At 35.4% G+C, this 20,954-nt stretch carries 18 protein-coding genes and 1 pseudogene; 6 read left to right on the top strand and 13 right to left on the bottom strand.

Annotated features, from left to right (window positions below; all coding sequences use genetic code 11):
- Nucleotides 1–79: 79 nt before the first annotated feature.
- The 6 genes from pglZ to CWS20_RS08100 are packed head-to-tail and all read right to left on the bottom strand — an operon-like array spanning nucleotide 80 to nucleotide 11,166.
- Nucleotides 80–2,572: a BREX-1 system phosphatase PglZ type A gene (pglZ, locus tag CWS20_RS08125; RefSeq protein WP_066188682.1), complete on the bottom strand. Its 2,493-nt coding sequence runs from the start codon at nucleotides 2,570–2,572 to the stop codon at nucleotides 80–82.
- Between the two features lie 51 nt (nucleotides 2,573–2,623).
- Complete coding sequence (pglX, locus tag CWS20_RS08120; RefSeq protein WP_066188679.1) at nucleotides 2,624–6,130, bottom strand: BREX-1 system adenine-specific DNA-methyltransferase PglX; 3,507 nt, start codon at nucleotides 6,128–6,130, stop codon at nucleotides 2,624–2,626.
- Between the two features lie 49 nt (nucleotides 6,131–6,179).
- Nucleotides 6,180–9,743 (bottom strand): BREX system P-loop protein BrxC, encoded by a 3,564-nt coding sequence (gene brxC, locus CWS20_RS08115; RefSeq protein WP_066188676.1) that lies wholly within the window; start codon nucleotides 9,741–9,743, stop codon nucleotides 6,180–6,182.
- Nucleotides 9,744–9,754: 11 nt separating this feature from the next.
- Entirely contained in the window at nucleotides 9,755–10,303 is a 549-nt protein-coding gene (locus tag CWS20_RS08110; RefSeq protein ID WP_066188675.1) for a BREX protein BrxB domain-containing protein, read from the bottom strand.
- Entirely contained in the window at nucleotides 10,300–10,902 is a 603-nt protein-coding gene (locus CWS20_RS08105; RefSeq protein ID WP_066188673.1) for a DUF1819 family protein, read from the bottom strand. The genes CWS20_RS08110 and CWS20_RS08105 overlap by 4 nt, the downstream gene beginning before the upstream one ends.
- Nucleotides 10,903–10,917: 15 nt before the next feature.
- Nucleotides 10,918–11,166: a TIGR04540 family protein gene (locus CWS20_RS08100; RefSeq protein ID WP_066188671.1), complete on the bottom strand. Its 249-nt coding sequence runs from the start codon at nucleotides 11,164–11,166 to the stop codon at nucleotides 10,918–10,920.
- 261 nt (nucleotides 11,167–11,427) lie between these two features.
- On the opposite strand from CWS20_RS08100, the gene CWS20_RS08095 reads away from it, so the two are divergent.
- The 4 genes from CWS20_RS08095 (at nucleotide 11,428) to radC (ending at nucleotide 13,770) form a co-directional block, all read left to right on the top strand.
- On the top strand, nucleotides 11,428–11,631 hold the full coding sequence (locus CWS20_RS08095) for a hypothetical protein (protein ID WP_066188669.1): 204 nt from the start codon (nucleotides 11,428–11,430) through the stop codon (nucleotides 11,629–11,631).
- Nucleotides 11,632–11,672: 41 nt separating this feature from the next.
- The gene (locus tag CWS20_RS08090; protein WP_066188666.1) at nucleotides 11,673–12,179 is read left to right on the top strand and encodes a hypothetical protein; all 507 of its coding nucleotides are present in this window, start codon (nucleotides 11,673–11,675) and stop codon (nucleotides 12,177–12,179) included.
- 25 nt (nucleotides 12,180–12,204) lie between these two features.
- Nucleotides 12,205–12,963, top strand: a complete 759-nt coding sequence (locus CWS20_RS08085) for a hypothetical protein (RefSeq protein ID WP_142385369.1) — start codon at nucleotides 12,205–12,207, stop codon at nucleotides 12,961–12,963.
- A gap of 198 nt (nucleotides 12,964–13,161) precedes the next feature.
- Nucleotides 13,162–13,770 carry a RadC family protein gene (gene radC, locus CWS20_RS08080; RefSeq protein WP_083957099.1) on the top strand — a complete coding sequence of 203 codons (609 nt, stop codon included), beginning with the start codon at nucleotides 13,162–13,164 and terminating at the stop codon, nucleotides 13,768–13,770.
- Nucleotides 13,771–14,086: 316 nt separating this feature from the next.
- Here radC and rlmH (CWS20_RS08075) read toward each other — a convergent pair whose 3' ends face one another.
- From rlmH (CWS20_RS08075) to CWS20_RS27935, 4 genes are all read right to left on the bottom strand, one after another.
- Entirely contained in the window at nucleotides 14,087–14,566 is a 480-nt protein-coding gene (gene rlmH, locus CWS20_RS08075) for a 23S rRNA (pseudouridine(1915)-N(3))-methyltransferase RlmH (protein ID WP_066188661.1), read from the bottom strand.
- A gap of 73 nt (nucleotides 14,567–14,639) precedes the next feature.
- Nucleotides 14,640–14,975, bottom strand: a complete 336-nt coding sequence (locus tag CWS20_RS08070; RefSeq protein WP_066188657.1) for a hypothetical protein — start codon at nucleotides 14,973–14,975, stop codon at nucleotides 14,640–14,642.
- A gap of 97 nt (nucleotides 14,976–15,072) precedes the next feature.
- Nucleotides 15,073–16,089, bottom strand: a complete 1,017-nt coding sequence (locus CWS20_RS08065) for a hypothetical protein (protein ID WP_066188655.1) — start codon at nucleotides 16,087–16,089, stop codon at nucleotides 15,073–15,075.
- 56 nt (nucleotides 16,090–16,145) lie between these two features.
- Nucleotides 16,146–16,301 (bottom strand): hypothetical protein, encoded by a 156-nt coding sequence (locus CWS20_RS27935; RefSeq protein WP_157087865.1) that lies wholly within the window; start codon nucleotides 16,299–16,301, stop codon nucleotides 16,146–16,148.
- 127 nt (nucleotides 16,302–16,428) lie between these two features.
- Between CWS20_RS27935 and CWS20_RS08060 the strand changes: the two genes are divergently transcribed.
- Together CWS20_RS08060 and CWS20_RS28630 are read left to right on the top strand one after the other, a co-directional pair.
- Nucleotides 16,429–17,205: a hypothetical protein gene (locus CWS20_RS08060; protein ID WP_066188652.1), complete on the top strand. Its 777-nt coding sequence runs from the start codon at nucleotides 16,429–16,431 to the stop codon at nucleotides 17,203–17,205.
- A pseudogene (locus CWS20_RS28630) lies at nucleotides 17,205–18,245 on the top strand (recombinase family protein); the annotation flags it as partial. The gene CWS20_RS08060 and the pseudogene CWS20_RS28630, both read left to right, overlap by 1 nt.
- A 612-nt stretch (nucleotides 18,246–18,857) precedes the next feature.
- Here CWS20_RS28630 and rlmH (CWS20_RS28625) read toward each other — a convergent pair.
- The 3 genes from rlmH (CWS20_RS28625) to CWS20_RS08040 all read right to left on the bottom strand — a co-directional run bounded on the left by rlmH (CWS20_RS28625) (nucleotide 18,858) and on the right by CWS20_RS08040 (nucleotide 20,906).
- Nucleotides 18,858–19,343: a 23S rRNA (pseudouridine(1915)-N(3))-methyltransferase RlmH gene (gene rlmH / locus CWS20_RS28625; protein WP_083957098.1), complete on the bottom strand. Its 486-nt coding sequence runs from the start codon at nucleotides 19,341–19,343 to the stop codon at nucleotides 18,858–18,860.
- A gap of 80 nt (nucleotides 19,344–19,423) precedes the next feature.
- Nucleotides 19,424–19,585 (bottom strand): CxxH/CxxC protein, encoded by a 162-nt coding sequence (locus CWS20_RS08045; RefSeq protein ID WP_066188646.1) that lies wholly within the window; start codon nucleotides 19,583–19,585, stop codon nucleotides 19,424–19,426.
- Between the two features lie 103 nt (nucleotides 19,586–19,688).
- Nucleotides 19,689–20,906, bottom strand: a complete 1,218-nt coding sequence (locus CWS20_RS08040) for a S1C family serine protease (protein WP_066188644.1) — start codon at nucleotides 20,904–20,906, stop codon at nucleotides 19,689–19,691.
- Nucleotides 20,907–20,954: the final 48 nt, after the last annotated feature.

Below are 20,954 nucleotides of genomic sequence, written 5' to 3'. Positions count from 1 at the left end.
GGACGGCTTCTGGCCAAAACGATGCTCCGACAATTTCACCTTTTTTAAGCAATAATTACACCCCCATTCCCTTTTCAACCTAATACAACGCTTCATATAAGCGTAAGACAAATTCCTCTTCTAAATAAGGCTCTTTGCCTTTCTTGGTTATAGTCTTGATTCTTAATGTGCAAGTTTCACCAATCTTATAATGCTTTTCAACTAAATTAAACGATACTTGTCTATTACGATCACGATTTTCGCCTTTTAGATTAAATACAAGTTCAATTTCATTTGAAATCCGTTCATCACCTTGGTAAAAAGCTGCATGAACTTTTCTTGAAGTATAGTTGTCTGAAATACTTTGTTCCTGATAGAAAGAAACCAAGATGCGATAATTTGTAATTACCTTATTAATCATTGCAACTACTATGTCAACAGGTTGTCCAATTTCAATACGACGGTAATCTATTAATGGGACGACCGCTTCCTGCGGTAAAGCACCTCCATGAATAAATTGAAGACCTCCACCAGTTTTAAATCGATTTATACCTTTTGCCAAAACAACCTCTACATTTTTTAACGGAGTTTGTCGTTCAGTTAATTTAATCGAACCTTCTGGGACCGTTAATTTATGCCCGATGGCAAAACGACGATTATGATCTATAACTTGTCCTTCAACAGCTGGTATTTTGCCATGGTTTTCAATTTGTTTGAATTGAAATAAGAATCCATGATCAGCAGTAATAAAAATTCGTTTTGCTTGAAGACGTGATAATCGGTCAACCGCATATTGCAAATCTTGAATCGCCTGATGAACTGCTCCATAGGTTTCACGTTCTGACTTAACCGAATCTCCAAGAGCATCAATGTGGTCATGATATAGATACACTAATCTTTTGCCTTTCAACAAATGATCAGCTTCACTTGCTTTCATATCCAGAAGTTCTTTTAATTTCAAAACTTCAGTTTGCGGCTCGACTGACTGTAGAATGCTACGTCGGTTATCTGTCCCTTTCGTTGATTGGCCATCAGCCAAGACACCTTTCTTTTCATCTGCTACAAGTTCACGATATGGTAGCAAAGATGCCATCCCTAATTGCGTATACGTCGGATAACTTGCTGCCATAGAATTAATACTTGATTTTCCGTTCTCTCGTTCTTTTAATTGTTCATGAAGTTCATAAGCTGCTTCATAACGTAAAGCATCTGAAATAATAACGAACACCCTCGTTTGTTCCTTTTCCAAAATAGGGAGAATCATCTTAGAAAAGAATGTTCTTTGAGGCATTAGTTTGGATACATAGCCATCTTCCATTCTGAAATTCATTTCCTCTGATGTTCTACGCAAATATTCATTTTCATACCAATTTGTTAAATGACTAGCGATTTCTTCAAGCATTTCTTTCGCATCAAGGTTCGTAAAATTATGCATAAAATGACGGTAGGCATGATCGATTTCATATAAGTATGTTGCATAACTTTCATAAAGATCTTCTGGTTGATGCAAACGATTTACAACAGGTTTTAGCTTTTCAAGTCTAATTGCTTCAAATAGAGTTTCAAAAAGAGCTTTTAGTCTACCTTTTGATCCCCAATAGGTTTTCAAACGTTGCCCAATTAAAGATAATCGTTCATCCACATGGATTGTTTGATGAACCAATTCATCAATACACTTTTCAATAATGAGTACATCGACAACTGGGAAAGTATTAATTAGCTGGTAGTTTTCTATATCCTGCTTAGATAACACACCTCTTACTTTATGCACCTTTTCCCATTCTTTGATATATTCTTCAAGTACTTCTCCATCGTGTTGTAAGAACTCTTCAACGAATAATGCGCAAATGTTAGGAGATGACGATGTCCATTGAGCCTCCCAATCCTCAACGGTAAAACCAGCATTCTGACGAAAGTGTTGATAAATGAGAACATTTAAAAGTTGTACTAAAGGTTCATTCTCCTTTTCCAGGGAAACACCAAAATGGCGGCTAATAGATTCTAAAGCTCGTTCTAATGAATAGTTACGTTCTAGTTGTTTTAATAACTCATTTTCTTCCTTATGTAACGCATTCAATAGAAGTTGACGTGTAATCACACGTATATCGGGTACAGTTGCCCTTACTAAAACAGCCATCATGCTCAGTTCAAATTGATTGTCATCGGCATCCTTAGGCAATATATTACTTAGCTTTCTTTTCCGCTCTTTACTACCAAAGAACAAAGGATATTGTTCCATCATTGGACGTAATACATGATCAGATACTTGCAATGTTTCCGATAACATTGCGGTTTCATCAGCCTTGAATTCAGTGCTGTACGACAATAAATCTAATAGCATGTTTTCTTTGTCGTTTGGTTTCGCTTCATCGGAATAAATTAAAAATGACTCATTTGATCGTTGAAGTTCAATCTCGACTTTAAGTTGAAAAAAATTATGATTCGTTAATTGCCTTACCTCAATATCTTCTAACTGTCCTTTTAGTTCATCCATACTCGCTTGTGCTTGGGGATCGTACCAAAAAACAATTGCTCGTTTTTTTGTTTCCTTTTCTCGTTGTATTTTCTCTTGTAATTTTTCAATGACATTCACTGATTCCACCTCTTTATTTAAAGAGAAAGAGGAGAACCTCCCCTCTTTCAGTTACTTAATCTTTGCAAGTATATTTCCAAATTGAGCATAGTTCACATTAACACCATCATCTAAATCAATGTTAATTTGTTTATTAGCGTACGTCGCTAATTCCGTATCAAACTCTTGTAGTTCCTCAATCTTCTTTTGATAAGCTGATTTAGTTTTTTCAAGACTCTGCCTATCACTAGCCGATAAGTTCGGATTTGCTAAACGTGTATCAATCATATCTATTTCAATTTGATATTTAGATTGAATTTCTTGTAAATGTTCAAAACGAATCGTTGCCATCGTATCTGGCTGATAACGATGCATATAAATAAGAGTCCGTAATCCTTTTTGTTTACCGGAGTCTACTAACCAATAAATTGGTCGCTTTTGATATATTTTACAATGGTCGTTGAAAAATTCATCTAAGAAATAGCGTCGTAAACGTTCCTCCGGCGACTCACTTTTCTTCATTTTCAGCGATTCAGCTAACCATTGCATATTTTCATCAACTGTATCTGGACTAAACGCTACTGATAAAAACTCACGTAGACGAACAAAAATATCATTATCAAAATAATGGTCATCCGTAAAGTGAATTAAACCGTCCTTATTTGGCTTGAATTTCTTATATTTTGATTCATCAAACTCACCACCGGCATATGCAATCCCATTTGTACTGAGAGAGTATCGCCCCACAAGGCATCCAACAAAATATGATAGAAAGGACTTTGCACTCGTTGTTTGATTTGAAATTGTTAAAGTAATATCTTCTTCCTCAATATCAGCCTTTATCTCATCCTCTAGTCCATACAAATTAATAAGTATTTCATTAATCTTGTATTCATTTTTTATTATCATTTTTATATTTGAATCTTGGTATTTTTGTACTTCACTAAAAATTGTAGAGAGAAGCTTTTTATCATTTTTTCGTTTTAAAAATAAAGGTTTATCAAAATCATATGATATTTCATTTGAATCCCAATCTTCTTTAGTAGTTTGAATATTTTCTTTAACTAATTCCCCAATTTCCTTTGTTTCCTGACCAATATCAATTATAGGAATAGCCTTTATGTTCCCTACTTCAAATCCAATATTTGGAGCAATCATTTCAAACAGTGTTCTTGCTATTTTTGAATTTAAGATAGCAAAACAAATTGATTCATATCTATTATCTTTGAAATAAATCATAGAACCTTTATGTCCTGGTATTACACCATTAGATGAATATCGAAATGATGCTTTTCCAGAGGAGACCAGCCCCCACGTTATTCCTGGTAAAAAGTAATACTGCGGGTTACGAATTACTGATTTTTCAAAGTTAATCAAATCCTCCCCATCATTTTCCCAATTCACCACATACCAGTTATTACCAAACCATTTTTTGTATTTTCCACCCTTATTAAATGGAAACCACTTCTTCTTTGATTGCTTAGCTTGTTCTCTAGATTCCATATTAAATCCAATTTTATCAAGATTTACTTCGTGCCAAAGTCTCAAATAAAGTGCATCTTTAGCTGTTGCTAAACCTTGTTTGACATCCGCAACATCACCAATTTTAGAGCTATTCATAAATATATTCCTCACTCTTTCGCTTGACCAATAAGCTAATTGTAGAGAAGGCATTTCAAAAAATTTACTACTATTAAACTTGTATCTATAGCTTACATCAGGGTTTCTAACAGCTTCCGATGTTTTTTCATATTGCATATCTTCGCCTTTAAAATCGCTTAGCCTAACAAATTGTCCAAATGTATTTTCTTTTTGTGATTGGAGCACATATGTACAAATTGGAACAGTCGCTTCTTTAAATGATGAATATTCTAATTGGATTAGCGATGATATAGCAGATTCGTTTAATACAAACCTTCTTATTTTTTCATTAGTTACAATAAACATCCAAGTAAAAGGAGTCATTAAACCCGTATACCCTTTCGGTTTTAGCAATTTAAGAGTTTTATAAATAAATGCAATATATAAATCCGATTTATATTTTTCATATTTATTTTCCATAAACTTTCTTAAAATATCGTTATAGTTATTATGGTAAGGTGGGTTTGTTACAACAACATCATACTTTTGTGATAATAATAAAGACTGTTCAAGAATAGGCAAAAATTTATATTTTAATTCATTAAAGTAAGCTTCATGCAGTAAATCACTTTTCTGTTCTTCAAGATTATATAAACGGTTAATCCACTCTCCGTAAGGAATTTTAATAGGGTTTATTAATGAACCAAATTGTTTTCCGTTCCCAAATTGACTCAGTAATTCATTAATTAGGGATTTATCAGTCTCATCTTCAGCAAAATAATCAATGGCTTCTTCTGATAATGATTGGTCAGCATCTACAATTTCAAAGACATTCAGCTTTGGACTTTGACCTTTACGACTTAATCTTGAGATAAAACGTGGTTGCTTTTCGGCAGCCTTCATCAGCAATGCAAAGTTCGCAATTTGTTGAGCTCGTTTATCGATATCTAGTCCATACAAGTTCTTTTCTAAGATTAACTGTGGAATTTCCCTTGATGGATATCCTGCCTCTTCATACATATCGTATAACATATCAAAGGCGTATATAAGGATATGACCAGATCCACAGGCTGGATCCATAATTTTCAAATCCTCTAATGATTCGAATTCAGGGTACAAATGGTGATTTTCTTCATGTTTTAAATAATACTCCCAATTCTGAGCCAATTGATTGTCTTCATATTTTTCGTCATATAGTTTCCCTAAAGAGTTTTGTACCATATATTGTACAATCCATTTTGGTGTAAATAACTGTGTAACAACTGGAAGATCTTCTTTCTTAACTGCATTGTTTTTTAGTCCACCAACCTGTTCCTTCTTTTCAGACATGTAGTATTGATAGAGCCATCCCAACACTTCCACATTATCTGAACGAGTACCATCTTCATCAAGCTGAAAAAAGTTTTCATCAGATAGATCATTTACAATTTTGCGTACAATAGATTCCTGATCTAATAAATAGTCGGGTAATAATAGTTCTGTGAAATTATCAATTTTTTCAAATAAGAAAGGTAATAGTTTATTCAAACTGTTGCATTGCGCAACAAGTAATTTACGATAAGCTTGTTCACTTTCGCCTTTTTGTAACCAATCACCTATTTGTTTAGGATCCACATCTAGGTTCATCGTTTCATATTGAAGTAAAATATCTGGCTCGTTTTTACCTGTATTGCTCGATAATACATTTACTCGGTCTGGTAAATAATTGTTCAATTCCATATAACGAATCGCAATGATTCGGTTAAACCATGTATATGCCACTTCTTCAATAATCTGATCATAACCAGCAGTTTTTAAGCGTTGTTGTAACGTATGAAATGCGTGTTTTCTTTCAATTGGATAGGAATTATCGTTTATAAATAATTGTCCATAGTTTTCTACAATCTTTAATTCCTGATTAGCTTTGGTAATACCATATTGCTCTGCTTTTAAAGAGACTTTAGCCATTAAGTCACGTCTAGCTTCTACAGCAAATTTCTTTAATTCGGTCTTATTCATTGTTTCACCCCTATATGTAGAGGAGCAGATGGTTAATCCGCCCCATAATTTATGACTTCACGAAATAATGTGTTTGTAGTTCTTTGATTAGACTTTTCTTCAATGACTCAATAGCACGTTCTAAATCCTCTTCAGATTCTATTGTATCTACCTGACTAAAGAAGGAAGCATACAATTCTTGCTCAGTAATTGTCTTTGGTTGTCTCTCAACAGTGTCTGAATCATCCATTAAATCTTTAAGCATTTGACGTGCCTTTGTTTTTGTTGCTTCGACAAGTTCATTGAGCTGTTGTTGATTGATTCGAGCACTAGATATACGTTCACTCTGTTTTATTTTCTCATGCAGCTGTGTTGCTTGACTTTTTTGTGATTGAATATATTCAACAATGCTTCCATATTGGCTATATTGATTGATTATATTAACAAGTTGATTCAACGATTTATCGGCTTGAACCATTACAGCCTGTTTTTGTTTGGTAGTTTCTTCCTGAATTATATTCTTTAAAACATCCGTCAACTTTGGCAATTGGCTTATTTCTTTTGTCGGTTCTTCTTGTAATAAAATCTGTTTCATACGTTGTACTGTTTCTTCTAACCCTTCATTATGAATAATTTCTAAGTCTTGCTTATGGTCTTTAAGAGCCTGAGCCGCCTCGTCAAAATTAGCAATTGGATTCCCCTCATAGAAACCTTGAAGTGTCTCTAAAATGTCATACCAATTTTCAATATCATCTTCATATTGAATGAACGTGCGGCAGAATTGTTCTGAATCACGGATAGCAAGTAATTTTTGAGTATCATTCACAATTGTTCGTATATCACTTTCACCAGGATAAGGGTACTCACTTGTTGGATCTTGTTGGCGTCTTCTACCTCGAATCTTTTCAATCGGTTGTACAAATTCTTCTTCAATCTTTTCCCGTATGACTTCTTTATAAGCATCATATGTGTCGTATGTTTGTGCATTAGAAAAGAAATCACGTACTAAGGCAATAAGCTCCTGTTTAACCTGATGATCCATCTCAACGATTGGTAATACAACAATACGATCACGTTCAGAAACCTTTTCTAACCGGTCATAGAATTGATTGGATTTTGTGTTAAAGGTTTCACCCGCATAAATGAAACGAAGCTTTCCATAATTCATTAAGCCCATTAAAATACCAATCGTATCTTGTTCCTCCCATCCATAAGGAACAGCCTTATATTTTTGTACGATCTGTTTTAATGTTCGCTGGTCATGAGAACGTTCAAGTTCCTCTATGAAATGCTTTACTTCATCAATTGCATTTTTGTTTAAATCACTGAATAGGCTTTGTTGTCCTAGATTTTCCGCTACTTGCATCCATTCATTTTTACTATTTTTAAAAGAAATAGGCTCTTCTATATAATGGAATTTTGTATATGTATTGCGAATCAACATATTCATAGCTTGATCAACTTTTCCTTCAAAACCCCCACTAAATTCACGGCGTTGACCTTGGATATAAAATTCCGCATTCTCACAAGCCTTCTTCAACAACTCTTCTGCTTTTTCTGCATATTCATCTACTTCAGTAATCTTAGCTTCATAAATTCTCTTTTGCTGCTGACTTGTAGAGCTAGATTGTTTGCGACGCACATAGCTATCCACTTGTTGAATATAGGCCAAAGCACTTTCTGCCTCAGCAACAAGATCTTTGTCTAAAAGTATAATTAAGTGACCAGAGTTTGCCTGTAAAGCAGCTTCCGAATCAGTCATACCTTCAGTGAATATTTGCATTGTTAACTCGTGATTCATCTGACCCTTCACGTAACTATCAAATCGTTTATTGTAATCAAAATGTCTTGACTGTTCTTTATGCTTATATTCATACTTGGTATGGCGATACATCACATTGAAAAACAGGTTACCTAATCGTTCTTTAACAGAAGCAGTATTGTATTCTTCTACACGTATTTCACGATTAATTTCTTGTTCTTCATCTGATAAAAATGAGTACGACCCATCTGCATGTTGTTCAATGAACATTGCTACTTGAAGTCGGTTCAATGATTCTTTAATACGATATTCCAATGGCTGACGTTCATCATAAACTGTCTCAACCATAAGGGTTGCGATATTACTGGGTGTTGATTTTATATCATCAATCCCTTTGATTAGATAAAGCACTTGTAAAACCTTTACGTCATATTCTTCTAAACCCTCATTATTTCTCGCTCGATCCTGAGCCCTCGTTATTGTACTTGTGATTGAGGATTCTAAATAATCACGAATAGAAGGATAAAATTCTGCCATAGTCACCATATTATCGATATTATCCTCGGCATTTAATTGTGCAGCTTCCTGAAATGCTTTAAGTAATGAACGTTCACCACGTGAAGTGTGCTGTCCACCTTCCCCTAGATTACGGATTTTAGTGAAGATCTTTTGTAATAACTCAATTTGATACGGAACAAATGGATAAAATGATACAAATTCATCAACTGTACGATACCCTGAACGTAACTGTGTATTCTGCTTATCAAATGCTAAGCGATTATGAATCAACTTACCTTCTTGATCATGAATAGTTTTTAATGTATTTGCACCTACTTTTTCTTTTTCTAATAGACGTTTTTTGATAACTTCATCCGTATTAGCACTAGATAAATTAATTTTGGTTTCAAATCGTCCTTGGATTTTTGAAAAGTCTTTCGTACTATCAAGATCCGTTACTGTTGCTTCTAATTTTTCTTGTGATGTTACAATCACCCATGCCTGTCCTTGACATAGGTCTCCCAATTTCTCAGTAATAGTTTGTAAGTTAAGCATTAAACTCGTATTATTACCAATATATTGTCCTACTTCATCTGCAAGAAATACAATTCGGTAATCCGAGCCTTGTTTTTTACAGTAATCTGCTACTAATTCAGCTACCCGCTGAGCGTCAATAGAGAACCATTCTCTACTCATATCAAAGAAAGTCTCTGCTGTATCCTGATCATATCCTACGGATTCTAGTGCTTTTACAACTTTCTTTTTACGCAAAAGAATCTTTAAACGGAATACTTCCCATGGTTTTCCGTTATGATTGGCTATTGCTTGTTTGAATGCTTCATATTTACCATCGTCATCCAATTGACGTTCCATTTCAGCAACCCACAACGTATCTGAATAACCTAAATGATTATTAAAAACTCGTAGGAAAACTTCGATTATACGCTCTTTCTCTGAATCCTTAGAAGAGGACGTAGACCGTGAATCAATATTGAATAATAAGGCATCTGTTCTCTTTTCAGACACCTCTTTCATCATAGCAAGCAACTCTGGGTTCTTTGTTTTTTCTTCAAAGTAATCAGCAGGTGTCCTTCCTGAAATCGTTTGGTTATGTAACAAGTAGGATAAAATTTTTAAGTAATGTGATTTACCAGATCCAAAGAAACCTGAAATCCAAACCCCAACCTTTGTTGATGGTTGATTATAAACAGCAAGATAATTACGATAAAAACGTTCTAAGTAATGTTCGCCTTCTTCTGTTAAGACATATTCATCCAACTCTGTTCTAACTACGTCTTCTTCCACTTGCTCAGCTTGAACAACATTATTAATCGGACGGAAAATATCTTTCAAAAATAGATCCTTTATTTGCATGTCCATACCCCCTAAGAAATACGTGATAATTGATAGTCATCTTCATAGTCAAGAATGCCAAATAATTTTAATCGCAGTCCTGTAAACTCACCCGGATAGAATAAAACGATTGTTTTTTTATAACCCTTGCTGGAAACGGCTTTTAGTAATTGACTCGACCGCAAAAATGGATGTGCAGAACCAACCCCAGTAATAAAAATAAGATCAGCCTCTTCAGTAATATCTTTAAATTGCTGAATCATCGTATTGCTTTCATTTAATATTGGTTCAAATACATCAATCAAACCTTGTAATCCTTCTTCCTCTTCCATTTCAAATAGTTCTTCCAACTCATCTTCATCAAAAAATGAAAGAAGAAATTCAAATAAATTTACTTCTTTGATATCCATTTTGGTTCGCCTCAACATGTTCTTTACATACACACGAACCTGTAATTCATCTTCTGGAGGGTAGTCCAATACAAAATGAGGAATATCACTTCCAATCCCTTTAGGGGTCGTGAAACCATCTTGTATAATCCGCCTTTCCATTTGTTCCAATCGTTCATATGTCGATTTCATCGTTCATTCACCTTTTCTAAAACTGTAAAGGAATATAGTAGTGGAATACTCCTCTCAGCATAAGTTTTTAAAGTTTGACTAATATGTATTGGATTTACATGGTACTTCGTCTGGTCAATCTTTTCAATCATCTTTGATTCTCTAAAAAACAACATCAATGTGCTGATAAGACGTTTTATTGTTTCAAGTCTCCAATGACTGACTTTATCACTGATATTCGCTTTTCCTTCAAAGAAATATTGAAAGTCATTTCTATATAATGGTTCTTGCTGTTCATATTTATAAATAATAATTTCCAAGTAAAACTCTAAAGGTATTCGATATGCCTGTAAAAATGAATATAGAGTTAATGCCTTTCGATCATAATCATTCGCTTGTAAGAAATGCTTCTGCATCTCATTGTTTAATGCCGTCGCACGATTATATACCATGTTAAATCGATTTTTGATACTAACTGGACTTCTTAACTGAAAGAGGTTACTTTCAATAACTTCCTCTATGATTTGATTTTTACTTTTATCTTTTTGCAATAACTCGATAACAATAGCAATATCATTTTCAGACCATTTTTCCTTCGTAAACCCAGCTGAATATTCCATTACAACTACCTCCATCTAATGACTTACATTACTTTGATGGATAACTTGGTCAACCACTTCCAACCTACGTTTACCACATTGTTGCCGAAGGATTGTTGTGTAGATGCCTTCCTTCATAAATTTATTTGTATTGGCGGCATACAACTTTTGGATAAGCTCTATCATCTTTGATTCATCTATTTCATCTTCCCAATATGTATCTATTACAAGGTTTATAGTTGCCGCTAAATCCCTTTGTGTCTTCTGAAATACCTTTATTTCCATAAAACCACCTCGGTGTTCTTACTTTTTTTATACTTTATCTTTATTTTATAGGTAGTTCTTTAGTAATACAACAGTGAAGGTAAAAATTGTATATATTTTCCCGAAGCACCTGCATTCATATACGAAAGGGGGTACCCATCCGTTTCATGCCCCACCCCTTTATATAAACCGTTGTTTATCCATTCGGATAGATAACGGTTTTTTGCATTACAGAGACGACATGCGTGGTGAGAGGAGCGCACTAAGAAAGGAGGGATGAAGATGAACAACTCATTGGTCAAGATCCTAATTGAAGCCAAGAAAATCAACAAATGGATCCCTGCAAAGTTCCTAGTGAAATATGACATTCAAAAGGTTAATCTAGCAAAACTTGAGGATGATGGACTCATTCTGACTATGAAAAGTAAGTCAGATGGATTGGTACTGAAGTTAACACTCAAGGGTTATCACCACTTCAACAAATAATTAATTAGGATTATCCAATAACATTTAGGAGGAATTTTATTATGCGGAAGAACTTATGGCTGGATCATGAATTAATTAATGGGAAAGGAGTTACAATTCCAGAGATTAAAACAATCTATCAATCGTTATTAAATGATGATGAAAGAATTAAAGATGAGATTGTAGATTCTATTGAATGCAATGACTATGTTAGGCTATCTCATTTACTAGCTAGTAGAAGTAAGATCCAAACAGCTATAAAGGAGGTCGAGTCGTTACACGAGGATGTTTTAAAAAATTACGTCTCTACTAAAGAACGAGTTTCCCATGTACTTAGTAATGCTGCTGAATCACTGGAATCAAAAGGAGAAGATGTACTGTTAGACATTGTTAAGGGCTTAGAAAAAATGAGTCATTCTACACACAGCCTGGTAACTAAGTCATTAGATATCTCATCTAAAGCATTCAGTAAAGGTAATCAACTAAATCATAAAGTAGGAAAGTTTCTTGTAAAGAAGACGTCGAAAGGATTATTCAAACTTGCTAATGCAATTAATAAAAAATCTTAATCTATTGAAAGGAGGTGAGAAACACATGGAAACTAGCAAACATCCATTAAAGAACAATATCGTACCATTCTTTGGTAATGGAGAGATTGTTTCACTACCTAATATAGTCGTTTCATCTTCTGAATCAAAACGACGTATAGAGGAACTACAAACGTTCGTTGAAGAAGTGATGGTGAAAGGTGTTGATTATGGTTTAGTAGATGGATTTTCAAAGCCTACCTTACTTAAACCAGGTGCCGAAAAGTTATGCGATGTATTTGGGTTCTCGAAAACAGCAGATGTCGTAAATCGTATCGAACAATGGGATTCAGGTATATTTGCTTATGAAGTGAAGATGACCCTTATACGCAAAGACAATGGACTCGTTGAAGCTGAAGGCTTAGGTTCATGCAACAGCAGGGAATCATCTTTTCAGCAACAAGATCCTTATACAATCGTCAACACCGTATTGAAGATGGCAAAAAAGAGAGCGTTGATCGATGCAGTTCTATCTGCAACACGTTCAAGTGGTATCTTCACACAAGACATTGAAGATTTTCCACAAGCAAAAACTAAAGCTATTAAAGGAGGTGGTGAACAAGCAACAAAGGCTCAACTACAGAAGATCTTCCGTATCGTTAATGAAATGGATATGCCGACGGATGTTGCAAAGGAATTGATGAAGATGACTTTTGGAGTTGAACGTAGTACACAGCTAACCAAGAAACAGGCATCAGACTTTATCCAAGATTTACTGGTGCTAAAGGAGGTGAGGACGATGGATGAACAAATCCATATTGATTGAAAGCACATGGATTGCGATTGCGGTCGATGTGCTTTTTTAATGCACAAAAATAGATGAGCTCATCAGCATATGAACTCATCTACACTCTAATTTTATTCAACAACAGTATAGCGTATCAAAAGTTTTCATTCAATTAGGAGGGACGCAAATCGTCTCTCCTTTTTTAATTCAATCAAACAATTAATGGAGGAATTTATAATGAATAATTCAATCGATAAAATCACTTTTAGAAATCTATTAGCAACAACAACTCGTGAAAAAGAAGATAGTTATGTAGTGAGCGAGCTATTCAGCCGCTACCCATCTATTCAGGAATTATTAGCTGTAACTGAGGATGAGTTGCTACAAATCAAGGGAATCGGAAAAGTAAAGGCAAAACAAATCATTGCTGCTTTACAGCTTGCACGCATGAACCCTTGCCCTGTTGAACAACGATTTACGATCCGTTCACCCCAAGATGCTTATGATTACCTGAAAGATATGCAATATTTAAATCAAGAGCATTTTGTTGTACTTGGACTAAACACTAAAAACCAAATAGTCTTCCGTGAAACAGTATTTGTCGGCTCACTAAACGCTAGTATAGTACTTCCACGTGAGGTGTTTAATCATTTAGTTCGTCGAAGTTGTGCAAGTGCAATAGTGGCACACAACCACCCTAGTGGCGACGTTTCACCAAGCATGGAAGATATTAATGTAACAAAACGCTTAGGTGAGGCCGGAAAGATGATGGGTATTGAGATCTTGGATCATATCATCGTTGGCCATGAAAAATATACTAGTTTGAAAGAAAAAGGATATCTATAAAAAATAATTTCCAGAAAGTCAGTGAAAGTGCTAGAAATAGCACCAACACTGGCTTTCTCTTAATTTTCTCAAGTTATGGGCTAAAGATAGAAAAAGTCACCACTTTTTTGATGGGTACCGCTATGGAAATGACCTTAAACCTTGGTATATAGGGTTTCCTAAGAATTCTGTATAAATATTATAATTTGCTAAAAACTAAAAATGCCCAATTACTATGTATTAATCCGCTACAACCCGAAATTGTAACATTGAAATTTGAGAAACTTGATATATTTATAAATACCCTACCTATGGATATCAAAACTATCCTTATAAATCACTTATGATAAGGTTCGTTTTTTTGTATTTTGAATGCACGATAAACCTGCTCCATTAAGATAAGCTTCATTAATTGATGTGGAAATGTCATCTTAGAGAACGAAAGTTTTTGATCTGCACGATTTAACACATCATCACTTAAACCATTTGAGCCACCAATAACAAATGAAAGCTGACTTCTACCATGGATACTCAACTTCTCCATTTCACTTGCCAATTGTTCTGATGACCAGTTATCTCCTTGTATATCAAGAGCAACAACATATTGATTCGGTTTAATCTTGTTTAAGATGCGTTCTCCTTCTTTTTGTTTCACTTGATACAGTTCCTTATCACTTAATTGCTCAGGGGCTTGCTCATCACTCACTTCGTCCATTGTTAATTTACAATATGGACGTAACCTTTTTTCAAACTCTGCAATGCCAAGCTTTATGTATTTTTCTTTCACTTTACCAACACTTACAATCTGTATTTGCATTGAAGATCACCTCTTCATAAGATTATTCAGCTAGTACCTTGGTATTTTTCAAGGCACTAGATTGAATTCATTTTTACGCGTACTGATATCCTTTGTTATTCATTATTCGTTCTTTCTCCATTGTATAAATATAAGGAATATGGCTTGATATATCAGTAAAATCAATAGACATAATATATTGCTCATATTTAAATACCATTGCATCCCGTATTTTCCGAGCAACTTCATCATTAATCTCTACAACAGCCCGTCCTTTTGTTTGCGGGAACTCAACTACATACATTTCTGTGTCATCATCTATTTTTAATATAACACCGTTCATCGTATGTATTGAGTCAAGTTTAACCCGACCAACAGCTAGTATATCATGTGTTGGAAAAGTATCTATAATATCTACAATTACACTCATATCATTATGCTCCTTATCATTATTTCTACGTATCAAGGCATTGATGCACATTTTAGCAAATGGTATAATCAAATCAACTTATAATTTCTATGGCTGTCTACTGTTTTACAGTGGCAGTCTTTTTTTGTGGCACTACTCGTAATGGAGGCAACATGCTATCTCCAATAAGCAATACATCTGTTCCAAGAATACTTCTTAATTGCATTTTTCTCTTTCTGAATGTTGATGCAGCATATTTGTTTAGGCACTCATCCTCTCCGCTAAACAGCAACTCTGTAGCAAATGCTATTAGAGATGATTTGGTTCTAAGTGGAATGGTTTCCTGGTTTATAGCATCTATTACTTGCTGCAATGATGTGTATTTAACACCACTACTTAACCCGTTCCGATCCAAACCCTTTTGCAATATCTCAGCTGCGACGTCCATTTTCAAAATCTCCACTGCTCTTCTGCCTGGACTTATTTTACGTGTTTCTGTATCCGAAAGCTCAATTTCATACCTAAGTATGCCTTTTGCTCTCTTTAGATGCCGGGATTTATCAGGATATTGACGTTGTTGTTCCACCTCCGCCTCTTTATCGTAAATCTTCTCTTTTTTCTTGGCGGCCTTCCATTCTACCGATTCTACCCTATCACTTCCCTTAGCGTTATACGTCCTTTTTTGGTATTTCGCTATTGAACGACTGGACATAGCATTTAAATATCGGCTCTTTAGTTGACCAACATTAAAATTCTTACAAACATGCACCTTTTCAGCCGTCCAAGTATTAATTGGCGGTATTCTTGAAAGATCAACCTTGAGCTTTACGGATATATATTTACGCATCATTTTAAAAAACGTATCAATATCATCAGCTTGTAGTTCATTGACATTAGAACCATATAAAAATGCCGGTATAGATACCTCCACTTTTAACCTGCATTTAGAAGGGTCGTCTTCCCTGTATGTGTATCTTATGAATGGTAAACCTTTAAAATCATTATCGTACAGCTTCTTGAAGATGGTTTTATTTACAGCTTGTCTTCTTGAAGACTCCGTTTGATCCCACTCTATATTCTCTATTTCCAGTTTCGACAACATTAAAGGTATTGCTATTTTCACAGTATCAAACATGTATCTCACGCTCCTTAAGTAGCTAGTTGTGCACGTATTACAGAGAAATGCGAAATTTACTCCTTATTTTTGAATTGCTCATACACAACATCTGCCATCCTTTGAATAAACTGATTACCCTTTTCTTCTTTCTCTTTTAGCCAATCAGCAATACTCTCTTCATTTTTTAAAAAGGAAATATCACATTCACTTACATTTATTGTTTCACTCAATTTAAGTCACCCCGCTTTCTTGATTGAAAGCATAACACAACATAATTTAAAATATCAATACCCCTATCTAATATTTTAATTTTGTGTTATAGTGTATTTAGAAAATAAAATGACAGGAAGTGAAACAATGAAGAAGATTACGTTAAATAAGACAAACCTAACTGATCTAGCAGATCTATCAATCGGAAAAAGAGTACGCTATATTCGTGAACATCTTCAAAAGGAGTGTGGGAATTCATTTAGTGGAAAAAGCGTGGCAAATAGAATTCAGTTATTTTCTCAATCCACATTAACAACGTTTGAAAGAGATAAAACGAAAGATATTCCCTCAAAGGTTCTATATGCTATTGCCAAGGATTTCGGCGCTGACTTATACATGTTCTTTGACGACTTCTATAAAAATAGCAGCCATGAATCCGTTGTATTAATTCCACCTTTATACAACAAGGATGATATCGATGAGGAAAATTGGGCTAATAGTGAACATAATAAAAATCAAATGGCTATTAAAACAAACCCGCTTCTCGAAAATGAATACGCAATAAAAACAACAGTTAGTAAAGTAGCTTCAAATGAAGATGAACAAATAACGTTTATCTTTAAGAGCCGAGTAAAATATACTGAACAACACCTGTTTTACTTGCTCTCTCAAATCATTAATCAAATTAATACGATTGATGTAACAATTGAACCAGAACTTGGGGAAAGTAGTAAGCAACTAGATTCAATAAAACTAGCTAAAGATTATATCCAATATGGGAAAACTTCCTTACATGCATTTCCTTGGCATGCTAGTAAAGATAAGTTAATCCTTGATAATAAAGCATTTGAAAAAGCTGCAGAGTATACTGAAAGACTTTCAGAAAATCTTAACCAAAAACCAAAAGAAAAGGAGAAGAAATAATGGATAACAAAACAAAAGCCGTCCTTTATGCACGGGTTAGTACAGAAGAGCAAGCTACAGAAGGATATAGTATAAATGCTCAAAAAGAGCTTCTATACGAATACGCCAACAAGAATAACATTAAAATCATCGAAGAGTATATCGATGAAGGAAAAAGTGGTAAAAGTATTGAAGGTAGACCTGAAATGAAACGTCTGTTGAGAGACGCTCGTGAGGAAAATTTTCATGCTGTTATTATATATAAGCTCGATCGTCTATCTCGAAAAACAAAGGACGCATTAGAAATTGCAGAGAAGCTTGATTTCCATAATGTGCAGCTAATCAGTTATTCTGAAAACATCGATACTACTACCCCTGGAGGAAAGATGTTTTTCACTATTTTGAGTTCAGTTGCAGAAATGGAACGTTCCACTATTATTGACCGCGCTAAAATGGGGATGGTTCAACGTGCCAAAGAAGGCTATTACAATGGAGGAAGAGTGCTTGGTTACGACAGTATTAATAAACATTTAGTGATAAATGAGGAAGAAGCTCATATCATCCGTCTAATATTTGATTATGCCGAACAGGATCTAGGTTATAAGGCAATTGTAAGCCGCATAAATACCATGGGATATAAAACAAAACGAGGATTTGATTTTTCCATTAACACCATTAAACAAATCCTAGACAATCCGCTGTACATAGGTAAAATTCGTTTTAATATGTACGAAAACTGGGCTGAAAAACATCGTAAAGGAAAGAACAAAGATTATATCCTTGTTCACGGGAAACATGAAACCATTATCGAACAGGAGCAATGGAATCGCGTACAGCAATCTCGAAAAAAGCGCTCAATAAAGCCAGCCCAATCCAATAATCCATACATATTAAATGGACTTATTAGATGCCCTGAATGCGGATATGGAATGGTTTCTGGATCATCAAAAGGAGCGAAGGGTAAAAAATACCGTTATTATGTATGTGGACTATTCCACAACAAAGGTAGCAAAGCATGTAGTGCACATTCCATTCGTGCAGATCGAGCAGAAGAACAAGTATTTGAGGAATTGGAACGCATCGTGTCTGAGCCATATGTATTGAAACGGATTGTTGATAATGTTAATGAGAAGCGTATTGATGCAAGAACCCCAATTAATGATGAGATTAAGATATTACAAACTAAGCTGAATAAGGTAGAAGTTCGAATTAATAACATTACGAATCAATTAATGGATGATCCCTCACTGGTTGCTATTTTCAAGCCAAAATTAACCGGGCTTACCGAAGAACAAGCAGAGCTTCAAAGCAAACTTAAAGCTTTAAATATCGAATTAGAAGAATGTGATACAACACCTATTGATGCTCACGCATTGCATAATCTTTTAACAAACTTTGATAAGGTGATAAAGGATGCAGAGCCTGAACAACAAAAGGCATTACTCCGCTTAATCATAAAGAATATACAGATTAGTAAAGAGGCACATCGTGGGATTGGGCGACATATAAAGAAAATCAATCTATATTTTGACTTTACAATAGAGGGATTAGAAGAACATACCCTAGAGTTATTAGATACAGTTTCTATGGATTTTATTGCACCTGTGGAATCATGGATGTTAGAAAATGAGGATGGTAAAATGTTGAGCGAAATGATGGATTCGCTTAATATTTTACCCTTGAAAGATGTACGGTTCCCCCCGATTAATCCGAAAAGCCCGATAAACCTGCTCCAACAATATCAGCTTCATCAATTGATGAGGAAATGTCATCTTCGAAAAAGAAAGTTTATCATTCGATCTTTTTAAGGCGTCATCGCTTAGTCCGAGGGAGCCGCCGATGATGAAGGCGATTTTGCTTTTGCCGTAGGTGGCTAGTTTGTCGATGGTGTCGGCGAGTTCTTCTGAAGATTTCATCTTGCCTTCGATGGCGAGGGCAATGACGTGGGTGTCAGGGTGAATTTTGGCGAGGATTCGTTCTCCTTCTTTTTGTTTGACCATGTTCATTTCTGTTTCGCTTAGTTCTTCAGGTGCTTTTTCGTCCGGTACTTCGATGATGTCCATTTTGGCATAGGCTGACAATCTTTTTAAGTATTCGTCGATTCCTTGCTTCAAGTATTTTTCTTTTAGTTTACCAACTGTGATAATTGAGATATTCACAAGCCATCCTCATTTCATAAACAAGATATCCACAGAACTTATCCACATATCCACATCATCCATCCACATTTTGTATGGAATCATTTGTTCGCCACCATATATATTGCTTGTTGTTGACAGAATTCACATGTTTTTGGTGAGTTATCCACATCTTTCAGCTTTGTTAATTGCGGGAACGTTTCGTAGTCATCTACAATTGTATCGATGGCGATATCCACATGCTCTTCGCAGCTATAAATCATGGTTGTTTCCTCCTGTTATTTTCTATACTTTTAATTTTATCCACATCTCATCTTACCAAAACAAAAATAAACAGGGAAGCGCAATTGCTTCCCTGTGTTTACATTAGAATGTATTTTCTGGTGCTAATTTCATGGTTGTTTCTTCTGCTTTGCCATTGCGATAATATTTGATTTTCATGTCATCGCCGATATTTTTCTTCGTATACAGATGATGTCTGAGGTCAATGACATCTACAATTGGCTCGCCATCCAATTCGACAATGACGTCCATATCCTGCAATCCTGCTTTTGATGCCGGGCTGTTTGGTTCGACACTGCTAATGACTACACCTGACTTTACGTCTTTAGGAAGCTTTAATGCTTCTTCCTGATAATAGCCTGGAATCTCATTCACCGATGCAAGCTGAACGCCCATAAATGGCCGTTTGACTTCACCATGCTGTTCTAAATCAGCAATGACTGTTTTTGTGAAGTTGATTGGAATGGCAAGGCCGATTCCTTCTACAATCGACTCGGCAATTTTCATTGAATTGATGCCAATTACTTGGCCGCTAATATTGACTAATGCGCCGCCGCTGTTTCCTGGGTTGATGGCCGCATCGGTTTGAATAACTTCAGCATTCCAGTCGACAGTGCCGTTTTGGTCAATATCAACTGGTACTGTGCGTTCTAAACCAGAAATAATTCCTTGAGTGACTGAGCCTTCGAATTGACCTAGAGGATTTCCAATCGCAATGACCGGCTCTCCTATTTTCAGCGCATCAGAATCGCCAAATTCTGCCACTGTTTTAATTTGCGACCCGTCTACTTCAATGACCGCTAAATCTGTCCACACATCAGTTCCAACAATTTTAGCTGGCAGCTTTTCTCCAGTCGAAAGACTGACCTCGAGCTGCTGTGCACCTTCTACGACATGATGGTTGGTGACGATAAAGGCGCGATCACCTTCTTTTTTATAGATGACGCCCGAGCCGGAGCCTGCTTGTACACCCTCCGCATTTTCTTCTCTTGACCAAAAGCCTGCAGCTTGAATATTGGAGATACTTACAACGGCATCGCCTGCCTTGTCTACAGCTTTTGTTACATCTGTTACAACGTCTAATGATACTTTTTCTGTTTCCACATTTGCATTTTCACTCGTATTGGATTGACCTTGATCGCCGAATTGTATGCCAGCAAAATCGCCCATTCTAGGCAGTAAAGCAACAACTAGCACTGCTCCAATAATTACACCTGCTACACTTGATAATAAGTAACCGCCCTTATTTCCCTTTTGTCGGTTTTTGCGGCTTGAATCAGTATGATCATCATAATAGCCCATAAATCAACCTACCCTTTCTATGGAATCCCGGAGCATAAGCTCCACAAT

The sequence above is a fragment of the Cytobacillus horneckiae genome, from assembly GCF_002835735.1.
Lineage (GTDB): Bacteria > Bacillota > Bacilli > Bacillales > Cytobacillaceae > Cytobacillus > Cytobacillus horneckiae.
Note: the sequence above shows the minus strand (reverse complement) of the source record. Positions and strands in the feature narration are given on the sequence as shown.